General features: G+C 38.5%; 25 protein-coding genes. 12 read left to right on the top strand and 13 right to left on the bottom strand.

The window, feature by feature from the left end:
* Window positions 1-500: 500 nt before the first annotated feature.
* Window positions 501-968 carry a hypothetical protein gene (locus tag V7150_RS04650; protein ID WP_335514134.1) on the bottom strand — a complete coding sequence of 156 codons (468 nt, stop codon included), beginning with the start codon at window positions 966-968 and terminating at the stop codon, window positions 501-503.
* Window positions 969-1,532: 564 nt separating this feature from the next.
* Between V7150_RS04650 and V7150_RS04655 the strand changes: the two genes are divergently transcribed.
* On the top strand, window positions 1,533-2,780 hold the full coding sequence (locus tag V7150_RS04655) for an MFS transporter (RefSeq protein WP_335514138.1): 1,248 nt from the start codon (window positions 1,533-1,535) through the stop codon (window positions 2,778-2,780).
* Between the two features lie 329 nt (window positions 2,781-3,109).
* Complete coding sequence (locus V7150_RS04660; RefSeq protein ID WP_335514140.1) at window positions 3,110-3,721, top strand: undecaprenyl-diphosphatase; 612 nt, start codon at window positions 3,110-3,112, stop codon at window positions 3,719-3,721.
* Window positions 3,722-3,768: 47 nt separating this feature from the next.
* Here V7150_RS04660 and arcC read toward each other — a convergent pair whose 3' ends face one another.
* The 12 genes from arcC to V7150_RS04720 all read right to left on the bottom strand — a co-directional run bounded on the left by arcC (window position 3,769) and on the right by V7150_RS04720 (window position 15,384).
* Window positions 3,769-4,731 carry a carbamate kinase gene (gene arcC, locus V7150_RS04665; RefSeq protein WP_335514143.1) on the bottom strand — a complete coding sequence of 321 codons (963 nt, stop codon included), beginning with the start codon at window positions 4,729-4,731 and terminating at the stop codon, window positions 3,769-3,771.
* Between the two features lie 165 nt (window positions 4,732-4,896).
* The gene (locus V7150_RS04670) at window positions 4,897-6,387 is read right to left on the bottom strand and encodes a YfcC family protein (protein WP_335514146.1); all 1,491 of its coding nucleotides are present in this window, start codon (window positions 6,385-6,387) and stop codon (window positions 4,897-4,899) included.
* 165 nt (window positions 6,388-6,552) lie between these two features.
* On the bottom strand, window positions 6,553-7,920 hold the full coding sequence (locus V7150_RS04675; protein WP_335514148.1) for a M20 family metallopeptidase: 1,368 nt from the start codon (window positions 7,918-7,920) through the stop codon (window positions 6,553-6,555).
* A gap of 198 nt (window positions 7,921-8,118) precedes the next feature.
* Window positions 8,119-9,129 carry an ornithine carbamoyltransferase gene (gene argF / locus V7150_RS04680; protein WP_335514391.1) on the bottom strand — a complete coding sequence of 337 codons (1,011 nt, stop codon included), beginning with the start codon at window positions 9,127-9,129 and terminating at the stop codon, window positions 8,119-8,121.
* 25 nt (window positions 9,130-9,154) lie between these two features.
* Entirely contained in the window at window positions 9,155-10,450 is a 1,296-nt protein-coding gene (arcA, locus tag V7150_RS04685; RefSeq protein ID WP_335514150.1) for an arginine deiminase, read from the bottom strand.
* Between the two features lie 301 nt (window positions 10,451-10,751).
* Window positions 10,752-11,450, bottom strand: a complete 699-nt coding sequence (locus V7150_RS04690) for a Crp/Fnr family transcriptional regulator (protein ID WP_335514153.1) — start codon at window positions 11,448-11,450, stop codon at window positions 10,752-10,754.
* A 31-nt stretch (window positions 11,451-11,481) separates the two neighbouring features.
* On the bottom strand, window positions 11,482-11,934 hold the full coding sequence (argR, locus tag V7150_RS04695) for an arginine repressor (protein ID WP_335514155.1): 453 nt from the start codon (window positions 11,932-11,934) through the stop codon (window positions 11,482-11,484).
* Between the two features lie 199 nt (window positions 11,935-12,133).
* Window positions 12,134-12,487: a hypothetical protein gene (locus V7150_RS04700; protein ID WP_335514158.1), complete on the bottom strand. Its 354-nt coding sequence runs from the start codon at window positions 12,485-12,487 to the stop codon at window positions 12,134-12,136.
* A gap of 442 nt (window positions 12,488-12,929) precedes the next feature.
* Window positions 12,930-13,898: a Tad domain-containing protein gene (locus V7150_RS04705; RefSeq protein ID WP_335514160.1), complete on the bottom strand. Its 969-nt coding sequence runs from the start codon at window positions 13,896-13,898 to the stop codon at window positions 12,930-12,932.
* 130 nt (window positions 13,899-14,028) lie between these two features.
* Window positions 14,029-14,196 carry a hypothetical protein gene (locus V7150_RS04710; RefSeq protein ID WP_335514162.1) on the bottom strand — a complete coding sequence of 56 codons (168 nt, stop codon included), beginning with the start codon at window positions 14,194-14,196 and terminating at the stop codon, window positions 14,029-14,031.
* A gap of 512 nt (window positions 14,197-14,708) precedes the next feature.
* A complete protein-coding gene (locus V7150_RS04715) occupies window positions 14,709-14,852 on the bottom strand; it encodes a Tad domain-containing protein (RefSeq protein WP_335514165.1) in 144 nt (47 codons plus the stop codon).
* 193 nt (window positions 14,853-15,045) lie between these two features.
* On the bottom strand, window positions 15,046-15,384 hold the full coding sequence (locus tag V7150_RS04720; RefSeq protein ID WP_335514168.1) for a DUF192 domain-containing protein: 339 nt from the start codon (window positions 15,382-15,384) through the stop codon (window positions 15,046-15,048).
* A 238-nt stretch (window positions 15,385-15,622) separates the two neighbouring features.
* Here V7150_RS04720 and V7150_RS04725 point away from each other — a divergent pair, with 238 nt between their 5' ends.
* The 10 genes from V7150_RS04725 to V7150_RS04770 all read left to right on the top strand — a co-directional run bounded on the left by V7150_RS04725 (window position 15,623) and on the right by V7150_RS04770 (window position 23,802).
* On the top strand, window positions 15,623-15,790 hold the full coding sequence (locus V7150_RS04725) for a Flp family type IVb pilin (protein ID WP_335514171.1): 168 nt from the start codon (window positions 15,623-15,625) through the stop codon (window positions 15,788-15,790).
* Window positions 15,791-15,870: 80 nt separating this feature from the next.
* Window positions 15,871-16,380, top strand: a complete 510-nt coding sequence (locus tag V7150_RS04730) for an A24 family peptidase (RefSeq protein WP_335514174.1) — start codon at window positions 15,871-15,873, stop codon at window positions 16,378-16,380.
* Window positions 16,380-16,751, top strand: a complete 372-nt coding sequence (locus V7150_RS04735; protein WP_335514177.1) for a TadE/TadG family type IV pilus assembly protein — start codon at window positions 16,380-16,382, stop codon at window positions 16,749-16,751. Before V7150_RS04730 ends, V7150_RS04735 begins: the two co-directional genes overlap by 1 nt.
* Window positions 16,752-16,932: 181 nt before the next feature.
* Window positions 16,933-17,556 (top strand): Flp pilus assembly protein CpaB, encoded by a 624-nt coding sequence (gene cpaB / locus V7150_RS04740; RefSeq protein WP_335514181.1) that lies wholly within the window; start codon window positions 16,933-16,935, stop codon window positions 17,554-17,556.
* A complete protein-coding gene (locus V7150_RS04745; protein WP_335514183.1) occupies window positions 17,553-18,737 on the top strand; it encodes an AAA family ATPase in 1,185 nt (394 codons plus the stop codon). The genes cpaB and V7150_RS04745 overlap by 4 nt, the downstream gene beginning before the upstream one ends.
* Before the next feature lie 13 nt (window positions 18,738-18,750).
* Window positions 18,751-20,097 carry a CpaF family protein gene (locus V7150_RS04750; protein ID WP_335514185.1) on the top strand — a complete coding sequence of 449 codons (1,347 nt, stop codon included), beginning with the start codon at window positions 18,751-18,753 and terminating at the stop codon, window positions 20,095-20,097.
* The gene (locus V7150_RS04755; RefSeq protein ID WP_335514186.1) at window positions 20,094-21,056 is read left to right on the top strand and encodes a type II secretion system F family protein; all 963 of its coding nucleotides are present in this window, start codon (window positions 20,094-20,096) and stop codon (window positions 21,054-21,056) included. The genes V7150_RS04750 and V7150_RS04755 overlap by 4 nt, the downstream gene beginning before the upstream one ends.
* Window positions 21,057-21,060: 4 nt before the next feature.
* Window positions 21,061-21,993 carry a type II secretion system F family protein gene (locus V7150_RS04760; RefSeq protein WP_335514189.1) on the top strand — a complete coding sequence of 311 codons (933 nt, stop codon included), beginning with the start codon at window positions 21,061-21,063 and terminating at the stop codon, window positions 21,991-21,993.
* A gap of 67 nt (window positions 21,994-22,060) precedes the next feature.
* The gene (locus V7150_RS04765) at window positions 22,061-22,381 is read left to right on the top strand and encodes a helix-turn-helix domain-containing protein (RefSeq protein WP_335514191.1); all 321 of its coding nucleotides are present in this window, start codon (window positions 22,061-22,063) and stop codon (window positions 22,379-22,381) included.
* 410 nt (window positions 22,382-22,791) lie between these two features.
* Window positions 22,792-23,802, top strand: coding sequence for a polysaccharide deacetylase family protein (locus V7150_RS04770; RefSeq protein ID WP_335514193.1), 1,011 nt, complete (start codon window positions 22,792-22,794; stop codon window positions 23,800-23,802).
* The last annotated feature ends 32 nt before the right edge of the window (window positions 23,803-23,834 follow it).

Below are 23,834 nucleotides of genomic sequence, written 5' to 3' on the forward strand. Positions count from 1 at the left end.
AAAAAAAGCAAGTAAACATCGATGTAGGGGGTCTCTACGTAGGTGTTTCGCTTAAAAAAGAGAACAAACATCGATGTAGAAATGTTCTACGTAGGGATTTCGTCAAAAAAAGAAAGCAAACATCGATGTAGAAGGGCTCTACGTAGGTGTATCTTCAAAAAAAGCAAGCAAACGTCGATGTAGAAGGGCTCTACGTAGGGATTTCGTCAAAAAAAAAGCAAACATCGATGTAGAAATGTTTTACGTAGGTGTTTCGCTTAAAAAAGAGAGCAAACATCGATGTAGAGGGGTTCTACGTAGGTGTATCTTCAAAAAAAGCAAGTAAACATCGATGTAGAAGTGTTCTACGTAGGCATTGCGCGAAAAATGAAGAGTAAAAGTAGAAGGTCTCTACAACGACTTTTACTTGAAAAAAGAAAGAAAGAAGTTTGCTTACCTTAAAAAGGCATTTATCAAAGTTTTTTTTGACAAAAAAACGAGATCCAACAATTGGACCTCGTTTATGCATGTAAACGAACTATTTTATCTTCAAGAGGGAATGGCAATGATATATTATGGTTTTTCAATTCATTCACACTGATATCATGAACAAGCTTCAACGCTTCTTTTTTAAAAGTAGGTGTAATGAACCCTGCGTTTACTTCACATAATCTTTGTAAGTATTGTAATGTATCACGGACCATTATTTCTTTAATAAAAGTGTTATTTAGCTGGCAAATCAATTTGTGCTGTAAGCCTTTAATAATGGCAATTTGGTCGACGTGGGCGATAATATTTTGCCCATCTTCATCGATAAATCCAACGGAAACATATTGTCCTTTTGAGATATCAACATTTGTAAACACTGGGTTTAAGTAGGTTTCACCAGATGATAAGCGAATCGAATCTGCTTCCGCTGCACCGCCGATTTTTCGTTGATTAGCTAGAACTGTGTGAATATCCTTCAACCCAAAAAGCATGTTAAACATGTTGTATCCCCTCCGATGTAATGTCTATATTGGTCATTTTATAGATAATGAGAATCATTGTCAATGGAATTATCATCCTAAAATTGACGGTCATTTGAACATTATCGGTCGCAAAAACTGACTCTAAGTATCCGTGAGAAGGTAATGTTGATACTAAGGATCACAAAAACCCGACTCTAAGTACCAGTTCAGAAGGGGAAATGTTCATATTAGTTTACAAAGACCGACTCTAGATGCCCGTGGAGATATATTTTCCTCACATACTGTCACAAAGTCCCGAGCCTCTGTCGAAATTTGCGGTAAAATCCACTGAATGAAAATACTTGCATTCATGATTGGAATCATTTAGAATAAAACTTACAAAAAACGGAAGGGTGACCTTGGAACGATGATCTTATAATCCTATTACTCATGAAAAAAATACAACCTTTTTTCTGGATAGGATTAGTATGTACTTTTATACAAGTAGATAAGATCATTGTGTCCCTTCTGTCAGGGATATTTTGCCGCTTTGAAATTGTATTGTACCGCCTCCTACCAGAAATTTGCGTAGGAGGTTTTTATATGGAAAACAACGTAACACAAGCAGCACCAACTGGAGGCTTATTTCGCAATCGTGTCTTTCTCGCGATTATAATGTCAGGATTATTTTTACAGGTAGGAATTTGGGTCCGGAACTTTGCCGTTCTACTGTTTGTAATGGAACAGACCAAAGGCGACGCATTTGCAGTCTCGATGATCTCGGTGGCTGAATTTGCGCCAATCTTTATTTTTTCCTTTATCGGCGGGACATTTGCTGACCGCTGGGCACCGAAAAAGACAATGGTCTGGTGCGATATTTTAAGTGCAGTATCTATTTTTGCCGTGCTGATTACACTTATTTTCGGAACGTGGAAGGTAGTATTTTTCGCGACCTTAATCTCAGCCATACTCTCACAATTCTCCCAGCCATCAGGGATGAAATTGTTTAAAATGCATTTATCTGCAGACCAAGTGCAGCAAGCGATGTCTGTTTATCAAACAGTCTTTGCTTTATTTATGGTATTAGGCCCGATTATTGGAACGTTCGTCTTTCAATCGTTTGGAATTGACGTCTCGATTGCTGTTACGGGCATCGCCTTCTTACTTTCAGCTGGTGCACTCGCATTCCTGCCAAAGGACCGTCCATTAGAAGAAGTGGGTGAATCAACATTATTGCAGGAAATGAAAAGTGGAATAAAGTATGTTCTTGAAAAAAAAGAATTGAGCCTATTAGGCCTGTGTTTCATGGCTGCAGGATTAGGCATCGGGTTCATTAACCCATTATCGATTTTCCTTGTTACGGAGCAATTAAACCTTCCGAAGGAAAACCTTCAGTGGCTGCTTATGATCAATGGTGCCGGGATGATTCTCGGTGGGGCAGCAGCGATGATTTTTGCTAAAAATGTGGCACCGCAAAGACTGCTTGTTTTTGGAATGCTTGTCAATGGGATCGGCATTGCTGTAATGGGATGGTCGACAAACCTGTGGATTACACTGATTGCTGAGTTTTGTAACGGTCTGATGATGCCGTGTATTCAAATCGGGATTAATACATTGATCCTACAAAAAACAGAAGAGGCCTTTATTGGTCGAGTGAATGGGATTTTAAGCCCGCTGTTCGCCGGATCAATGGTCATAACGATGAGTGTTGCGGGTGTTTTAAAAGAGAATTTTTCATTGGTGACTACGTTTGAAACATCGGCCGTCTTGTTTATCATCGGTTTACTCTTCATTTTGCCGCTATACAATCAAAAACAACAAACGAAACCTGAAGTGGTAAATTCAAAATAGCAGAGCAGAGAAATCTAATTCTCTGCTTTTTTTCTTTCAGACATACGAGGAGCTATATCTCCGCTTTTTTTTAGACATACGAGGATCTCCACCTCTGACTTCGTCCTAGAGGAGGTCTCGCCAATCGGCGAGTCTTTCATAAGTGCCTGACACTACATGAAATTAAGCTTTTAAATTAGTCTACAAGTCCATTCTTTTTCATTCTCGATGTAGGTATTGTTGTATTTTAAGAAAAAATTAAGAAATGGTTAAGGACAATTTAAAACTTATTACCCGATAATATTACAGTGCACTTAAAAAAGTGATGAATCAGGGGTGAAAAGTCAAAAATGTCTATTTCGCAAGTAAATATTGATGTCTTTCGAGCCATTAATGATCTAGGAAAAGAATACGATTCCCTAAACCCAATCGCCATCTTCATAGCGGACTATATGGTGTATGTTTTATTAATAGGATTGATAGTTTATTGGTTTACCCGGACCAACCAAAATAGAATGATGGTCATTCAGAGTGTATTTGCTTTTGTGATTGCTGAAGTTCTTGGAAAAATCGCAGGGATATTCAATTCCCATTTTCAGCCATTTGTTGAGCTGCCACACGTAAACAAGCTTATTGAACATGCGGTTGACAATGCGTTTCCGAGTGACCACTCCATTCTGTTTTTCTCCGTCTGTTTTTCGATTTGGTTAGTACGCAAAAAAGAAGGATGGGTATGGCTGACGGTTGCCTGTTTAGTAGGGGGTTCCCGTATTTGGGTAGGGGTTCACTTTCCAGGGGATGTTCTTACCGGTGCCATAATCGGAATATGTGCAGCCCTCTTTGCCTACTGGATTGTTCCGAAGCTAAGCGTTATTAAATCTGTCCTTATGAAATATGAAAAAGTGGAGCAATCTATATTGCCGATAAAAGCTAAGACTGTCGACCAGTCAAATGATTTTTAAAAAAGCAAAACCTCTTTGAACGTAGATTCAAAGAGGTTTTGTCATGTTTAGGCAAGAACCCTGGCACTATGTAAGGTGACGACCGTTCCTGCTTTTCCGTCCATAGCATTAAATGCTTGGTCTAATGAGGTGATGATTGTTTTACGATCTGGACTTGTTTCAGCAAAAGTGATAGCCGCTTCTACCTTAGGGAGCATGCTGCCAGCTGCAAAATGCCCGCTTGCGATATAAGCCTGTAACTCTTCAATACTTACATCCTCTAATTTCTTCTGCGTTGGTTTATTAAAATCAATATATACATTGTCGACAGCGGTGAGAATGATAAGGGCATCGGCATCGACAAGTTCAGCTAACTTTTGTGACGCAAAATCTTTATCAATCACCGCTTCGATTCCAAGTAAGCCATTGTCTGTTTCGACGACAGGAATCCCGCCGCCGCCGACAGAAATGACAATATTTCCTTGCTCGACGAGAGAATTGATGACCGAATGCTCGCGAATGCTTACAGGCTTTGGTGAAGGCACAACCCGCCGCCAGCCGCGTCCAGCATCTTCTTTAAAACAAGTATTCGTTTCTTCCATAATTCTCCTAGCTTCTTCTTCGTTATAGAAAGGTCCAATCGGTTTGGTTGGATTTAAAAAAGCAGGGTCATTTTGATCGACAACGACTCGGGTCACAACCGTCACCACATTTTTCGAAATACAGCGTTCTTTCAAAACTTTATCCATTGCATTTTGCATCCAGTAGCCAATCATGCCCTGACTCATGGCACCACATGTATCAAGCGGCATCGCAGGATTTTTTACCGAATCGGCTGCAGCCTGCTGCAGTAAAATATTCCCGACCTGCGGCCCGTTCCCATGGGAAATAATAATATCAATGCCTTTTTCAATAAAATCTACGAGCTGGCGTGCTGTTTTTTCAAGGGCTAATTGTTGAGCTTCTGCTGTTGCATCACCAGATTGGATCGCATTACCCCCTAGAGCAATGACTACTTTTTGTTTTTTCATAAGGTTATCTCCTTTATTATATTAAAAACTCTGTTAATGATAGTTTGATCTTCTTAAAAAACTAGCTGTCTCAACTGTCTCCAATAGAGCCGCTAGCTTTTATAATAAGGTTTTTCATATTTTTATAATCACAATGAATTTCTACCAAGGGATTAAATTAAATTCTTAGCTCATAATGGCGGCTATACTCATAATCACCATAATGATGACAGCTAATCCCAAAACTAATTTCCAAACGTGTTTGAGGTATGTGCTATATGGAATACGTGCAATTGCGAGTGCTCCCATGATTACGGCGCTTGTTGGCGTAACTAAGTTCACGATTCCTGAAGCACTTTGATAGGCGGTAATCACTAGATCTCTGCCGATCCCAGCAAAGTCTGCTAAAGGTGACATAATCGGCATCGAAAGGGTCGCCAGTCCTGATGTTGATGGCACTAGGAAAGATAATGGCAAGTAAAATAAGAATGATAGATTAGTAAACAGGATAGAACCCATATTATCTAGCATTCCTTCTCCCCAATGGAGAACCGTTGCCGTCATTCCGCCGGCATCCATGACAACGGTGATTCCTCGGGAAATTCCGATTATAATGGCAACACCTAATAAATCGCGCGCACCGTTAATGAATGTACTTGTGAAATTCTCTTCGCCCATTTTAAAAATAATGGCAATAATGATGGAGGATGTTAAGAATAACATCGTTAATTCCCCAAACCACCAGTCACCGAGCGGAACCATACCGCCAAGTAATTTTCCAATGAACGGAATTTTTCCTAATGCTTTGACCAAATCTTCGAAAATAGTAATATTAAATTTATAGGCCCATGGGATAACCCCTAAAATCATCACAACAAAGGTTAATCCGAAAACACTAAGAACAGCTTTTCGACGCCCAGTGAATTCAATGTCCTCTGTCTTTTGTGATAAGAAATGCTGTTCATTTTCTGTCTTCATATTGGCAATTAGGGATTTGGAAGGGTCGTCTTTAACCTTTTTGGCATAGCGCATGACAAACATAATTGTAACGATTAAGGTAACAACAAGGATGATCAGGCGAAGACCCATCCCGTCACCGATTGAAACACCGGCAAATCCGGAGGCGATACCTGTTGCAAACGGGTTAACGGTTGAACCAAGGCAGCCGATCCCGGCCCCTAGAGCGATTATCGATACTGCCGTTAGGGCGTCATATCCTGCTGCAATCAACACAGGGATCAGAATAGGGTAGAAGGCGATGGTTTCTTCGGCCATTCCGTAGGTCGATCCACCGATTGCAAAAAGGACCATCAGTATGGGAATCAGCCATTGTTCTCGCCCCTTCAATTTTCGAATGACACGGGATATTCCGGCATCGATCGCACCTGTTTTCATAACAACCCCAAGGAAGCCGCCAATGACCAGCACGAACAGGGCGATATCTTTGGCATCAAAAAATCCATTAATTGGAGCATTTAATACTTCCCATACACCTTGAGGGGTTTGCTCTTTTCCAGGTAACTGATGATAGGTTCCGGCTACAGGGATTTCTTGTTGTGTCGCTTTATCCACTTTTGTATCGTACTTTCCACCGGGGATTGCCCAGGTTAATGCTGCAATGACAACAATAATCAAAAATAATAACGTATAAGCAGTAGGCATCTTTATTTTTTTCATAGGAATTCCCCCATACAATTAGATGAAAATCTATCGGGTTAAGGTGAAACTTCCATCAATGTGGAGTTTCTTCATTCCCATTGATGGTTAGTTGAACAAATCGTTTTTTTTTACGGCAGTTGACCCCAATAATCTTTTGCACAATTGGGTCATATAAATGGAGTCTTACTGCCCGTTAATGCGGGATAAGCGGTAAATTGCTTTTGCATATATGTGCATTGCATTAAACATTTCCTCTAAATCGATATGTTCATTTGGCTGGTGCTCAGTTTTCGTTTGTTGTGGAAAAACAGCTCCGAAGGCCACAAAGTTGTCCATCGCTCTGGCATAGGTGGCACCGCCTGAAGAAATTGGCTCAGAAACTAAATCACCTGTCACATCTTGGTACACCTTCATTAATGTTTGAATTAAATAGTGATCTTTCGGTACATAGATTGATTTTAAATAGTCAAACTCTTTGTAGTCTAAGCCGTATTCCTTGGCGATTTTTGTGAGTGTATTCACAATCACTTGTTTATCCGCTGTCACCGGGATACGGATATCAATCGACAACCTTTCGATTTCCTCGCTCAACTCTATTTTTCCTATATTGAATTTCAATTTTCCTGATGCTTCATCTTCACATTCGCCAAAAATTTTCTCCGCAAACGGATCTTCCTTGACTAAATCATTAACAAACTCGATGGTTTTAGAGGTATACCCAATCTGCTTCATTCCAATTAGGAGGCGATTAAGGGCGTTGATTCCTTTTTCAGTTACCTGGGCGTGGACGGCTTTACCTAGAACAACAACCTTATCTCCAGTCGTTTCATATGAAAAACCTAACGCGTCAAATGCAGCCTTTAATTCAGCTTGCTTTTCACCGGAAAATTCTGCTGTGTCAGGCACTGCATTAAAGGCATTGCCTGCTTGCAGTCTTAGCTTTGTTTCATTTTTCCCTTCTAACAGCAGCTGGAGCAGGCCTTTTTCCGCATAAACGAGCGGGAAGACGGAGTCTGGTGTAAAGCCCATACTTGGAATTTCTTCAAGCTCACAATAACGGTTCATGCAGCGCCACAGCGTTTCTTCGTCTGTTCCGAAGATAAATCGGACTCGTTTATTAAAAGTAATCCCTAGATTCATTAATGCCTTCGTGGCAAATAGGGCGGCAAGTGTCGGACCTTTGTCATCCTGTGTACCTCTTCCGTACATTTTTCCGTCTTTAATCTTTGCCTGAAAGGGAGGAGTTACCCATTCTTCATTGCTGCCTGCGGGAACAACGTCAAGATGTCCAAGGATACCGATCATTTCTTCGCCAATACCGATTTCAGCGTAGCCATAATATCCTTTAGGGTCATAATACGTACTAAAGCCCAGTTGCCCGCAAATTTCTAGTGTCTTTTTAAGGGCCAAGTCAATGTTTTTACCAAAAGGGGTATCTCCCTCGGTTTCATTAATCACACTCGGGATTTCGATCAGCTGCGCTAATGCTTGTTGAAAATCTCTTTCGATGTTTCTCAGCTCTGGAATTAACACTTCTGAAATGTTGTTCATGCTATTCCTCCATTTACGTTTATTTAAACCGTTTTCGTAAAAATGCAGGTATTTCAACTTTCTAGAAGTCGCTTATCAGCGAATTTAATGGTTTATCAGCGGATTTCGGTGTTATATCGGCGAACTTCACCATTTTATCAGCGAATTTAATTGATAAGGAGCAGGGAGACGAGCAATGAGCTCGCTCCCAGTAATCTTTTATTCTAAATGCCCAAGTGTAGCAGCCATTATCGCTTTAATCGTGTGCATTCTATTTTCCGCTTGATCAAATACCTTTGAATGCTCGCTGCGGAAGACTTCATCCGTTACTTCCATTTCTGCAAGGCCGTGGTTTTCAAAAATGTTCTTACCATAGCTTGTTTCTAGGTCATGGAAAGCAGGGAGGCAATGTAGGAAAATCATGTTGTCGTTGCCTGTCTTTTTCACCATCTCCATTGTGACTTGATATGGGGATAGAAGGGCAATTCTTTCAGAGAACTTATCTTCTTCACCCATAGACACCCAAACATCGGTATAAATTACGTCTGCACCGGAAACACCTTCCTCAACATCGGCGGTAACTGTTACGCGGCCTCCTGATTTTTCAGCTAAGCCCCTCGCTAACTCCACGATTTCAGGAGCAGGGAACAACGATTCAGGTGCACAAATACGAACGTCCATACCAACAAGGGCACCGCCAACTAGCAGACTGTTGGCCACATTATTTCTACCATCGCCAACATAGACAAATTTAATTCCTTCCAGGCGGCCAAAGTTTTCTTTTACGGTTAAGAAATCAGCAAGTGTTTGCGTTGGATGCCATAAATCGGTCAAGCCATTCCAAACCGGCACACCTGAATGTTCTGCTAACATTTCAACCTTTTTATGCTCAAAGCCGCGGAACTCGATGCCGTCAAACATACGTCCCAATACCTTTGCCGTATCTTCAATCGATTCTTTTTTACCAAGCTGGATATCATCTTTTCCTAAATATTCTGGGTGTGCGCCTAGATCGGTACAAGCAACAGTGAAAGCGCAGCGTGTGCGAGTTGAAGGTTTTTCAAAAAGCAACGCGATGTTTTTGCCTTCCAAATGGCGGTGCGGAATGCCATGTTTTTTCTCATCTTTTAATTTCATTGCTAAATCGATAAAATAAACAAAATCTTCTTTTGAAAAATCTTTTTCACAAAGAAAGCTCTTGCCGTAAAATTTAGGTGCAGTGATTACCATTGTCATCTTTCTCCTTTTGATAAAATTATTTGTGTAAATCTTCACGAACAATTGGCATACTCATGCAGCGAGGACCCCCACGGCCACGGGATAATTCCGAGCTTGAGATTTCAATTACCTCTATTCCGTGCTGACGCAATAATTCATTGGAAATATAGTTTCTGTCATAGGTGACGACAACGCCTGGTGCGATCGCTAAAGTGTTTGAACCATCATTCCATTGTTCACGTGAAGCCGCGATTTCGTCACCGCCGCCACATGGAATTAAGATGAGTTCACTTAATCCCAAAACTTCTTTTAATGCTTCCTGAAGGTTGGTGCGGTGTGTGATGTTGGCATGCTGATCATCGACACCTTTTTCAAGAATGTAGACATTCATATTGCCTTGTGGTCCTTGAATTTCAGGGTGGATCGTAAATTTATCGTAATCTACCATCGTAAATACGGTATCAAGATGCATAAAGGCACGGCATTTTGGAATTTCCACGGCGACTACTTTTTTAATCGTATCTTGTCTTTTGAATAGGTTTAGTGCAATTTTTTCAACCGCACGGGCAGATGTCCGGGCGGAAACGCCGATTGCCACTACTTCATCACTAAGAATGAGTTCATCTCCGCCTTCAATCGAGAAGCCAAAGTCACGGTCTAACCATACAGGAACATCATGGTCGGCAAATCGCGGATGATGCTTAATGATGTATTGCATGAACAAGGATTCGCGCCTTCGTGCAGGTTCCCGCATCCTGTTAATCGATAGACCGTTTCCTATGCTTGCCGCCGGGTCACGGGTAAAATAAAGGTTTGGCATTGGATCTAAATAGAATGGATAGTGATCTTCCATTAATTCGTAAAGGTGAGACTTCTTCTCTGCTTCTATCTCTTTTTTAAGAATCCCGCTCATTACTTTGTCAACCATGTCCGCCGTGGAAAAAGAAAGAAGGTATTCCTTTAACACGTGGGCTGCTCCATTGACATTTGCCTTGCTTTCTCGTAAAATATCATCAATAAATTGTTTTTTTATCTCTGTATTACTTAATGTTTCAACTACCAATTTTTCGAGGTATAGGACTTCTATGCCTCTATTTTTTAATGTCTCGGCGAAATAATCATGCTCTCTCTGGATAATCGGTAAATAAGGAATATCATCGAATAAAAGTCGCTGCAGATATTCAGGCGTTAGATTTTCTACTTCTTTACCAGGACGTTTCAGTAAAACCGTTCTTAAAGTACCGATTTCTGAGGTAACATGGATCGGGTGCTTTAATTTTTTTTCCGTTTCCTGCTGAGTAGTGATTTCTGCTATACTGCTTATACTGCTCATTTTTTTTCCTCCCTTTTTTGAACTATCCTTGCTACACCTTTATTCTAAGTGATGTAAGCCCTTTCTTTTGTAATAGCGCTTACAAACAAAATGTAATAATCCTAACGTTTTTTTGTCGTTCATATAAATTCAGTTGTATAAATATGTATAATTTAATGCGAATCAGTCTTTTCAAAGGTAATAGCCTGAATAAACCTTGAATGTCATAATAAGTTCACAGATAAAGTTCTAAAATTAAGAAAATTATGGAGCTAAAGTAAAAGGCTGACCCGAAAAAACGGGGTCAGCCTCTATTATGTATTCATATTTCTTTAAAATAATCCGGTTGATGGATTCTCATTTTTTTGGACTTAACCGAGATTATCTTTTCTCTTTTTAACTGGTTAATAAGCAGACTAACCGTTTCCCTTGTTGTTCCAGATAGCTTGGAAATGTGGGCGGCCGTAAGGGGACAGGGGATATCCACCTCATTGTCATCCTTCACTCCGAGATCCTCCATTAAAAACTGAATCGTATGCATCACGCGTTCTTGGGCATGAGGAATGAGGATTCGTTGTACTCGTTTCTGATGAAGGTCTAGAATTTCTGACAGTTTAGTAATAATAGATAGTAATTGCTTTGGATTGGTTTTGAGTATTTCCTCTAAGATGTGGGTTTGGACGAAGTACAAATGAACATCGGTAACGGCAATGGCCGTATCGTGGTAAACGTTATCGTGAAAAATCCCGCCAGTGGGAAACATTTGATTTTTTTTAATAAAGTCTAAATAAAGCATACTGCCCTCTTCACTGGCACGTTCAAACATTACATACCCATCAAGCAAAAAAAAGAGTTTGTCGCGCGGGTCCCCCTGCATAAACAGACATTGGTTCTTTTTGTAACTGCGGAAATAAAAATAAGGCATGTATTTTTTTAATGTTTTTGCAGACAGGCAGGAAAAAACATCAAATTGCTGTAAATCAGAAAGCACATCCATATTGATCACAGGCGAATTGAGCATCGTACTCTCTCCTTATCATGTGATTTTTTCGTTACTTTTGATATAAATCTATTTGCTGCTTGATACTGACAGACTCTTCAGGTGAGCGGCAAATAATTAAACATGTATCGTTTCCGCAAATGGTGCCGGCTTTACCATCGATCTCCATTGAATCCAACAGCGCCCCAAAAGAATGGGCATGTCCTGGCAGTGTTTTAATAATAACAAAATAGTTAATGACCTCCATACCAACAAGCGCATCCTTCAATTTATTACGCAGTTTTTCAGAAATCAAATGGTCCTGATCTATTTGAAAACTATATTTCAAACTGCCGTCTTTGGAAGGGACCTTGATCAGTTTCAATTCACGAATGTCCCTGGAGATGGTCGCCTGCGTCACTTGCAAACCGCTAGAATCTAGCCATTGCCCCAGCTCTTCTTGCGTCTTTATCTCATGCTCAGAGATAAGTTTTGAAATCGTTTGCAATCTCATCTCTTTTTTCATAGGTCATACTCGCTTTCTATAGAATTCTTTCATTTACATCATATTGCCAATTACTCTCAAATGGTATGTACAAATAGTGAACAAAATTAAAATAAATGAAAATCTCTTAATTGGCACAAAGACAACAGAAAAATTAAAATAGAAAAAGGGCTGAACTCAATGTAATCCTTTGAGTTTAAGCCCATTATTAAACCGTATTTTAATAATCAAAAATATTGGGAATCGAAAAACTTCTTGACCCATCTAGTAGTCCATTTTGACAAGTAACTACATAATAGTTGGACCTAATGACTTTAATATTGAACTGTTTTTCTGTGTTTGAATCAATCGGTATCCTATCATAAACCCCTTCAGAATCAGGGAGTTCGGTTGGAACTCCATTTGATAAGATCACTTTTTTACAAGTAATCACCTTACGGCCTGAAAGTTGAAGGGTGGCTTCGTAAGAAAATGTAACAACAGCTTCTCTTGCTTCAATTATATGAAAATCGTAATATGGTGGTAAATGTGGTGATTTCTTTTCCAGTAAGATTTCCGTTGGAAAATACCTCAACTCGAATGGTATAGTTCTGACTTAGCGCAAGGTTTGAAAAAATGGAATTTGTCAATTCCTGATACCCATAAAAAACCTTATTATTATTTAGAAAAATAACATATTCATCTACTTGCAAAGTTGTATTTGCAAACTCGTTCTCAGCGGAAAAATCAGCGTTTGAGTTTGCTGTTACTTCAATTGGTATTATGACAATAGGTTCGGGTATCACAATCGACTGACTGCCCTTGGCAAGTTAACTCAGTTTGATGTCATCCCTCAATGTTGATGATGTGTATTCCTGACTGAAGGTCTAAAATAGTAGTTGTCTGAGCTGTGGAGGAAGTAGGTCCAGTAGTAGGTTTGGCAGCTAAGGCAACTGATAATGTTGTGAAGGATAGGATGAATATTGTTAAAAACATCGCTAATTATTTTAACACAATTTTTAGTACCATCTTAAAAGTTACAATTCAAGCTTAGCGTTATATATTCCGTAATCAATAATACCATCTCCGACATCACCTTCAGTGGCAAGTTGAAGAAACTTCGCTGTTATTACATGTGATTCTGGTAGGTTGTTATCCTTAGCTTCCTTTTCTGTCACATAATGAATTAATTGAAAGGCAGCAAAACCTGTAACAATTAATTTTCCATCAGAATTTGGACCAGTAACAATGGGGACATATACGATATCCCCTTCTCTCTGTTTTATTGCAGATTCAACGGGGCCTTTATTTTCACCATTTTTCGGTGGAATGGCTTGGTCAACAGAAATAGGCACATCTGACCCATTTAAGATATAATCTTTAAGGCCGTCTGCTCCACCCTTTCCATTAGTCCCAGGAAGGGAAGAAAAATCTAAAAAACCATAATATCCATTTACCCCTGTTCCTGGGCTATTAGTAATAGTCATTTCTACTCCATATTTTAGTTTCGTACCAGTTGGATCAGTAGGATCTTTAAGTATATCAAAATCTATTCCTATTGGAAGAACTCCTTTACCAACTTTACTTACATTACCGATTTTTACTCTAGCGACTGCGTTTACTGTAGAATCTTTATTAATTCCTAAAACAGGCATTAACATTAAATTTACTGTTTCATTACCGGATACTTCAACTGCTTTTATTCCATGTAAATCAGGATTATAGGAATAGTTTCCATCCTCATAGTTTCCTTCAGATATAATAGATACTTTTTCAGAAATGGCAGTAAAATTTACTGCACTTTTTCCGCCTGCTTTTAAGGAATTTACCAATACATTTGCACCTGCTAAGGATGCAGCATCAACCGCCTTTTGAAGTTGAGATTTTGCAAGATACAATCTTCCCCCATCAATAACTAAACCGGCAAATCCCAATAATGCTATTATTGAGACGGCTATGAGAATTAGTGATTGACCTGTTTCTTCTTTTAGAAATTTTTTAAACATAATTGCACCCCTTAAAAATATATTCTTTATAAATCGAGTTTTGATTTATATGAAGAAATTGGTATAAATTCTTCAGGCATAACTTGTTTGAGAAATTTTCCATATATATATCATGATTTTTAACTTTATCTTATATAGGCTGTAGTTCAAATGCAGCAAATCCTACTACTGTTGTAGGACTAGTACCTGTACCATAGCCAGTAATAATGGGTACATAAACTATTGTCTTCCCATCTGTAATTCTTTTATTAATGGCTTCAGCAATTTTTGTATCAGATTGACCAGGCTTAGAACACAAATACTAATTGATGTATATTGGTTTAGAAGCAGGAGGTCCAGTTAAAATATATCCATCAATATTTGAACCGCTGCTATTACAGTCTTGTTTAGTAAGCGTATTTTCTGGAGGTTCAATTTTTGAGAAATTCAAAAAGTTATAGTTTCCAGTTGTCCCCTCACTGGGTTGGAAACTAGCTTACATATTTCGCATTGATTGCTGCTTGGAATGGCACTAATTCCAATCGGTATTATATTATCAATGTTTAAACCAGGTATAGTTTATTTGATAATTTTAGCTCTCCCTATTGCTTTTACATTCGTGTTTTTTGCAATTCCTAATACAGGCATAAACATTAATCGTACATTTTCCGTGCCTTCAACCTTTTAGAAGTTTTCTGTTCGATTGGATACATAATCTCCACTTGGGGTATAGGTGCCGGAATTATTATTGTTAAAGCTATGCCTCTAACTCTCCCCTTAATCTTTTCATCCTCACTGAAATTAAAATTCTTATTTGGAATTAAATAATCATCAAATTAATATTCGTGCACCTGCCAGTGCACCCGCGTCAACTGCCTTTTGAAGTTCTGATTTAGCAATGTATAATCTCCCTCCGTCGATTGCTAACCCTGCAAACCTAAATAATGTAATGATAAAAATAGTAAAAAGAACCATGGATTGCCCTTTTTCTTCCTATAGAATCCTTTTAAGCAATAAAAAATAACCTCCTTATTTGTTCTTTATAAAGAATGATAATATGAAAGTTATTCTTTGTACAGATGAAAGTGCCATTATTTTTCCTATTGATTCGACTAGAACACTTTATTTTCAGTACGAAGAATGCTAAAAGATATTCGATGAAAAAAACTTAATGTATGTTTGTACAATGAATAATACTTCCAACTCGAATTCCAAATTGATTAATAGAACCTGCTGGAAGTTCTAGTGTGGAGTACGCATTTTTTTCCGGTTTTGTCATCCTCCATGGCTTCAAATTTTGATAAACCTTTACAACCTCATTTTGTTTGTTAAGAAGAACAATATCGATTGGAAACTTCATAAAAAACATATGCACGGCATTACATGGTATGATCAAAAGTCCTTCATTCTTAATCGGATCCTTTCGAAACATAAGCCCTTTTAGTCTAGCAAAAAAAGAATTTGCCACTTTAATTTGAAAAGAAATAGTAATGTTTTTTTCCTTCATAAAATAACTCCTTCCAACTCTTCAACAATAAGTTCATTATAATAAACGAAAAATTTTATATAAAGAACAAAAAACTAAGAAAAAAGGAGAAAAGTAGAGGAAAAAGAAGAATATTAGGCAATAATCCGTTAAAACGAACAAAAATGAATGTTTTCAAAATATTTTGTTCGTTTTATATTTAATACAAGTTCTTAATATAGAACCTAAAAACAAAAAAAGCTTAGTAGGAGGAAAACAAATGTTAGAAAAAATGAAGAATCTAGTTGTTGAAGAAGAAGGGCAAGCATTAACGGAATACGGGCTGATTATTGCATTAGTTGCACTTGCAGTTATTATTGCTTTAACTGCGGTTGGTGGACAATTAAATACCCTCTTTGGACAAATTAAAACCGCTTTAACTACGTAATAGGAAGATAATTACATTTGTTTGAAAACGGGCCCTACTTTTTAAAGTAGGGCTTAAATTCTAAAAAAAGAGGTCTTAATATGATTATTACCATTATACTACTTACCATTCTAATAATCTCATTGATAACTGATGTTATGAAGAGAAAAATATTAAATATTGTTACCTTACCTACGATACTAATTGCGTTTTCCTATTACACTTTAAATTTAGGAGTAAATGGATTCTTTTTTAGCGGAAAAGGTTTTCTAGTTGGACTAGGCCTTTTACTAATCCCGTATTTACTAGGAGGTATGGGTGCAGGAGACGTAAAACTAATGGCTGCAATTGGGGCGCTAATGGGAACTAGCTTCGTTTTTTATTCATTTATTTATACAGCTATAATTGGTGGACTGATAGCACTAATATTAGTTATTAAAACAAACGGTTTTAATAACTCATTTAAATCACTTTTCTTTAATACTGTTTTTTTAAAAAGTAACCTTGGGTCAGTTATTTTACAGAAGGATAAAAAAAGTAGTATTTCATTTCCTTATGGAGTTGCTATTGTTCTAGGAACACTCTGTACACTTATCTGGGGTGGTTATTAATGAAATCAGAAAACGGCCAATCTCTGGTTGAATTTGCGTTGATTCTTCCTGTATTAGTAATGTTGTTGTTTGGGATTGTTGACTTTGGCAGGGCTTTTCATGCTTATCTGACCATTGATCATGCCGGAAGAGAGGCTGCAAGGGCAGCAAGCATTGGAAAAGATAATGCTGCAGTAAAGCTAATTGCGAAGAATCGGGCGACTAGTATTGGTTTAAAAGAAGATTGGGTAGATGTCTCGACAACATCACGGACGCCAGGAACTGAAGTCCAAATTACAATTACCTATCCATTTAATTTTATTACTCCTGTCCTTGGACCCTTAGTAAAGACAATACAATTGAAAGACACTACTGTTATGACAGTAGAATAAAATATTTAAATTGCGAATAAAAGCTGTGGTGCATTTATTTTTTTACCTCCAAATAAATTTCAATTTTGCAACACTGCTTTAACGATAGATGGAGAAAAGTTTTCTTAGAAATAGAAATAATTAAGTAGAAAAATTGTTGATGTGAAATCTCAGGTTTTAAGGACTTAGGAGGAGCACTTTTATGAACACAAAGAAAATTTGGTTAATTTCATTAATATTAGGGTTGGCGGTAGCGGGTTTTTTGTACATAACAATTATCGCAAAAGAAAAACCTTCCACCCCTGCAAGTGCCCCGATTTCTCAGGACAATGAAGAAACAAAGGATAAAAAGTCTCCTGAGAAAATTGAAAAAGAGAAACAAGATGAGAAAGAAAAAGCTCTTGCAAGAGAGTTCATTAATCCAATAGTCGAAGTCAGCAAAGGGAAGAGGGCGTTCTCGATTAAAATAAAACTGGAAGAAGGTGTTTCAGGGTATATTGCACCGAAATCAATGGTTGATGTGATTGCTTATGCAACAACCAAGGATGATGCTACTAAAAAAGAATTCAAATCTGCAGTTCTTGTCCTTGAAAATGTGAAGGTGCTTACTTCTGGTAAATCATCTGACAATAAGGAAACGGCGCTTCAATATGAGACGGTTACATTGGAAGTGACGCCGGAAGAAGGGGTCGTGCTCGGACTAGCTTCTAAAGATAAAGATGGGTTTTATTTAATGCTAAGAAATTCAGAAGATAAGGAAACGGGAAAGGCTGGATTGAAGCAAACTAGAGAAGTGATCAAAGAGGAGGCTGCCGAAAAGAAATGAACATAAACTGGGTTTATTTTTCAGATACGAATACTTTTCCTGAAGAAATCGAAACACTTCTAGAAAGACAACAATTTAACTTGACAGTAACCAGTCAAATTGAAAGTCTTTATGGCCTTTTAAATAATAGTAATCAATCGGTTTTATTCCTAAACGTAGATAAATATTATAACGTCTATGACCTTTGCCAGGAGATTTCTGTGCTTTACCCTCATGTTTATATTATTTTGATTATTCCTGAAGAACAGGAAAATCTTCGACAGGCGATGCTAATGGGTGCCTCGGATACGCTTCGCTCTTCCTATAATCTTGGGGAACTATCTGAAGCAGTTGCCAATGCGAAGAAATTCATGCAACACCGGGCGAAAAAAGAACATAGTGTTACCAATCTAGTTAAAGAGAATAGTAAGGTTATAGCCGTTTCGAGTCCAAAGGGTGGTGTGGGCAGGACGCTGTTAACTGTTAATCTGGCCGTGGCATTCTCCAAAATGGGGAAGAAGGTCGCTGTTATTGATGGTAACCTCCAATTTGGTGAAGTGTCCATCTACTATAATATGAAACCGAAAAGAACGATTTATGAATGGGTAAAGGAAGGATATGGGCACGCCAATTATTCGATTGACCAATATATGACCCTTGTTGATGGGGAGGTATCCGTCCTTGCAGCACCACCTCGCCCAGAGTTCTTTGAAGGGATCTCCGAAAAACATATTAAAGAGGCTGTCGAGGGGGCGAAAAATTTATTTGATATCGTCTTAATAGATATGCCAGTAAATTTATCTGAGATTCATCTGCGATTCCTTGATTTGGCGGATGAGATTTTACTGCTAACCACAAACGAAATATCTGTTCTTCGTTTAAGTCAGCTCTATTTAGAATCTTTAGAGTCTATTATGTTAAAGGATAAAGTAAAACTCATTTTGAACCGATATGTCAAAAGCCAAGGCCTTGATGTGAAAAAAATCGAGGAAATTCTCGGAGTCGAAGTTCATTTCAGCCTACCGGAACAAACAAATGTGGCAGCTTCCTCAATTAAAGCAGGACAGCCATTTATGCTTGCAAACTCGCGAAGCCATCTTGGCAAGGCAGTTTGGAAGCTATCCCAGAATCTGTTTGTACAAAAAAGTGGTGAGGTAGCCGAGATGAAGAAAGATAGAAAATGGTTTCAGGTAGGAAAGTGAGGCGGGGAGGAAAATGTCATTATTTAAACGTTTTATCGAAGGGTCAACAGATACTCTTAGCAAGGATGTCCAAGAGTTCATCGTTCCGAAAAAGTCACAGGAATTTTGGGATTTAGAAGCCGAGCTTCACAATCACTTATTAGAAGAATTGAAAAAATTCCCTGGACAGAGTAAGGAAGAAGAAAAAGGTAAAATTGAGGAATTAGGTGCAGCTTTTTTTGATCAAGAGGGCACTAGGCTGACGTTTGAAGAAAAGCAAGAACTCTTGCATTACGTAAAAGATGAACTTTTGGCATATGGACCGATTACCCCGCTGTTAGAGAACCCATTAATCAGTGAGGTCATGGTGAATAATTTTGACGAAGTTTATTATGAAAAAAACGGTAAGATTTATCGGAGCACTGTCAATTTCATCGACAACCAGCATGTCATGCGAGTCATTGAGCGAATTGTTTCACCGATTGGCCGCAGAATTGATGAAAGCTCCCCGATGGTGGATGCCCGTCTGCCTGATGGCTCACGTGTTAATGCCATCATTCCTCCGCTTGCCTTAAAAGGGCCTTGTTTAACGATTCGTAAATTTTCCGATACCCCTTTTACGATAAAAGATTTAATTCAATTTGGAACCTTAACGAATGATATGGCAGAATTTCTGGAGATGTGTGTTAAATCACGACTCAATATTTTTATTAGCGGCGGAACAGGTTCAGGAAAAACCTCGACGTTAAATGTATTATCTTCCTTTATTCCAAATGAAGACCGGATTGTGACGATTGAAGATGCTGCCGAGCTTAAGCTTCACCAGGAACATATCATTTCCCTTGAATCACGGCCGCCGAATATCGAGGGAAAAGGGCAAATTACGATTCGGGATTTGGTGCGAAACTCACTGCGGATGCGGCCTGACCGAATTGTTGTCGGTGAGGTTCGTGGTGCTGAAGCATTAGATATGCTCCAAGCTATGAATACGGGTCATGACGGAGGTTTAAGTACTGGGCACGCCAACTCTCCTCGAGATATTCTTTCGCGCTTGGAAACAATGGTGTTGATGGCCGGATTTGAATTACCAGTAAAAGCGATTCGTGAGCAAATTGCAAATGCTATCGATTTAATTGTTCAACAAGCAAGGATGAAGGATGGAACGAGAAAAATCACTCATATCACTGAGGTGTTAGGCTTGGAAGGTGAAACAATCGTTCTCCAAGATCTTTATGTATTTAAAGAAACAGGCTTTACCCATGATGGACGAATTGAAGGCAATTTTACGAGTACAGGCATTCGTCCAAAGTTCACCGAGCTGCTTGAATTAAATGGCTACAAAATGCCTGCGTCATGGTTCGTTGGAGAGTGGTTGAAATGAAAATAGTGATTGAATTGCTCATTTTTTTTAGTATCGCTAGTGTTTTAATCTTTCTTATCTTGAGCAGTTACTCTCATAATAGAAGGATGAATAAGCGGATTAAAGAATTTCTGCCGTCTCTTCAATTGGATGAAGCAACTAATGAAGAAGAAAAAGGACCATCCATTATTAAACGTTTTATCCTGTCCATTTCCACCATTTTTAAAAATGTGCAATTTAGCGAAAGCACGGAGAAAATATTATTAGAAGCTGGAAGTTATTTGAAACCGGAAGAGTTCTTTGCCATAAGAATTCTAGCTGCTGCTGGTAGTGGAATTGTTACCGCCCTTATCGGACTACCATGGTATTTAATAATGGTTGTCGTTATCATTGGCTTCATTATCCCTAAAAATTTGATGAAACGAAAAAGGAGAATTCGGTTAGCGCGGATCAACTATCAATTAATCGAAGTATTGGGTACAATGGCTAATTCGATGAGAGCTGGTTTCAGCTTTATGCAGGCAATGCAGCTTGTCGGAAAAGAAATACCCGACCCGCTTGGGCCAGAATTTGACCGGGTGGTTCGTCAGGCAGGATTGGGCGTTCCGGTGGATGATGTTTTTGTGGAATTAGTACAGCGTTTACCTAATAAAGAGCTGGATGTGGTCGTCCAAGCGATCCTTGCCCAAAGGAAAAGTGGCGGTAATTTAGCTGAACTTCTCGAGACAATGGAAGAAACGATCAGAGGCAGGGTGCGAATTCTTGAAGAATTGAAAACCTTGACAGCTCAAGGAAGGATGTCATCCTGGATAATTACCTTGCTGCCAGTTGCATTAGGATTATATTTAGGACTGGTAAACTGGGATTATTTTTCACCAATGTTTAAGCACCCATTAGGCTGGATGATGCTGTTTGCTGGGGCAGCTGCCAATATTATTGGCTGGGTATTTATCCGAAAAATCATCCGAATTGAGGTGTGAGACAATGTTGAATGTTATTTTGTTATTTTTATTAGGTGGGTTTACGACTTTTTTATTCGCAGGAATTTTGCTAACCGTTTTTAAACGGCAAATAGCTTTTAATGAACGGGTAAATATGGTTTTTGGTGAACCGGTGATAAAACAAAAAGTGGATCCTTTAAATGAAAGTAAAGAAACAGGTATAAAGAAGGTTATTGATCTTTACTGGAATAAAGGAACAGAAATATTAAATAAGAAAGTCTCAAAAGTAGAAAGAAAAAAACTTGACATGCTCTTACGGGATGCAGGCTACCCTTTTAAGTCGGCAATCGACTTCAGGTTGTTCCAAATTGTCCTAAGTGTAGGATTCAGCTTGCCAATCTTTCTGCTGATATTGCCGGCGTCAGATAACAAAATGTTAACCTGGGTGATGATTTTTACGATGGCGTTATTAGGATTCCGACTCCCAGTGTTTTATCTTGGAAAAAAGAAGACAGCAAGAATAAAAGCGATTAACGTTTCAATGCCGGACTTTTTTGACACTGTAAACCTTTTGCTTGAGGCCGGGATGGGACTCGATTTGGCGTTAGCGGAGGTTTCGCAAAAAATAAAAAGCCCGCTGGCAGATGAGTTTATTCAAACGCTAGAGGATATGAAGCTTGGAAAATCGAGACGGGAAGCCTTTTACGAACTTCGGAAACGTGTTCCTTCTGATTCGTTTCAAAGTATTATTACCTCGTTGATTCAGGCTGACCAGCTTGGGATTGGGATGGCAAAGGTATTAGGAAATCTGACCGTACGGGTTCGCGAGCAGCGACGTGAGGCAGCCCGTGAGCAGGCAATGAAAGCCCCGGTGAAAATGCTGTTTCCAATGGTATTTTTCATCTTTCCTTCGTTATTTATTGTGATTTTAGGTCCATTGGCTATTCAGTTGATAACAAAAGGCCTTGGTGGTTAGTGAAACGAAGCTAGAATTATAGGTTTTATAATAACTGTATGGCAGGTGTTTAGATTGGAGGGATACGATGGATGGAAGTAAACTCAAAAGGTTACGAAAAGACAAAGGGTATTCGTTGACTAAGTTAAGCAAACTTACCGGTATTTCAAAGTCTTATTTAAGTCTAATTGAACGGGGCATCCAAAGGAATCCCAGTTTAGAAATCTTAGAGAAACTTGCAAAGACGTTTGCAATTGAAGTGGAAGATTTTGTGAAAAATAATAAAGTTGAAGAGAAACATTCAGTGAAGAGCATTTTAAAAGTGGAAATTGAATTATCTGAGGATCAATTAAACCCTCAGAAATTAAAACAAATAAAAGAGTTAATAAATGCGATTAATACAGAATAACAATTGTAAAGAGTTCGATTTTCTAAGTTGAAAATTGTTCTCTTTTTTTATTGCTCAAAAATTTTCCCTCAATAAACGAGTCCGCGACTCGACACAAATCACACCTCCATTAATCTTGTTCAATGAATATGTATGTCAATCTGTAACAGAACTCCTTTTTGAGGTTTCTAATTTATTTTTTCCTTTTGCTACTTTTTCCATTTATTGTTGATATAATATATTGGTAAAAAGTTGTAAATTATCATGTGGAAATTGGGTTTTACACGTTTTTGTCAAAACTTGTTGTCGAATTTACTAGTAATATCCATTAAATTTAATAGAATTGTAATATTTTTAATAGATTAGAAACAATTTGGCCTTTCGTTCGTCTATAATGAAGGAAGGAAAAAACAACAAAGAGGGTATGAACAATGGGGTATCTAAAAAGCGGATGGTCAAGAGGGATAGTAATTGTCATTATTGCGATAGGGTTCTTGTTTGCAGGGATATTTGTGAGCAATTATTTTCAGGCGAAAGCTGCAAGTGAACCTAGTAATCACGAAAAAAATGAAAATATTAAACGTGCAGCAGCCAAAAGACTAACACAAGAATCGATTGTCAAGAACTCAAAGGATTTAAAACTTGAAAAAGAACGGATGCAAGAACAGCAAGATAAAGCGATATCTTGGAGAAATAAACAAGATCAAGAACAAGAAACTACTACTAAGGACACTGCCGCGGCACAAAATGCCACTCAAGAAACAGGAACTCCTCAAACACCGGAAAAGGAATCCAATGCAACCCAGCCACAGCAAAATAATACGCAGCCAGAGGGGAACCATAAAACGGTATATCTAACATTTGATGACGGTCCCGCAGCTTTCTCGGGTGAGATTATTGCACTTTTGGAACAGTATCATTATAAAGCGACTTTTTTTATGATTGACGGAAATATCCGGAAATACCCTGATGCGGTAAAGTTGATGGTTCAGAATGGAGAGACAGTTGGCCTTCACAGTGTGTCCCACAACCCGAAAGTTTTTTATGCATCTGCCAATTCTATTATCTCGGAATTAACACAAAACCGGAACACGTTAAAAGAAATATCCGGTGTTGATTCATATATTATGAGAACCCCTTACGGCAGCGTTCCCCATATGACAGTGGGATATCGCCAAGCAGTTCATGATAATGGATATTTAATGTGGGATTGGAATATTGACAGCAAGGACTGGTTTTATAAGGATGAACGCTATGTCGACAGCGTCATTGAGCAATTAAATAGATTAGCAGACCATAATGGGCCAATCGTGATTCTTTTACACGAAAGACAGGAAACGCTTGCCCATCTGCCAGCGCTGCTTGACTATTTAAGTCAACAAGGCTTTGAAGGTAAAGCAATTGACAGTACCATGACACCGGTTCAATTTAGTGCAAGATAGCATTTTTATAAGGACAGATTACCTAGAGGTTT

The organism is Neobacillus drentensis, assembly GCF_036965245.1.
GTDB classification, from domain to species: Bacteria; Bacillota; Bacilli; order Bacillales; family Cytobacillaceae; genus Neobacillus; species Neobacillus drentensis_G.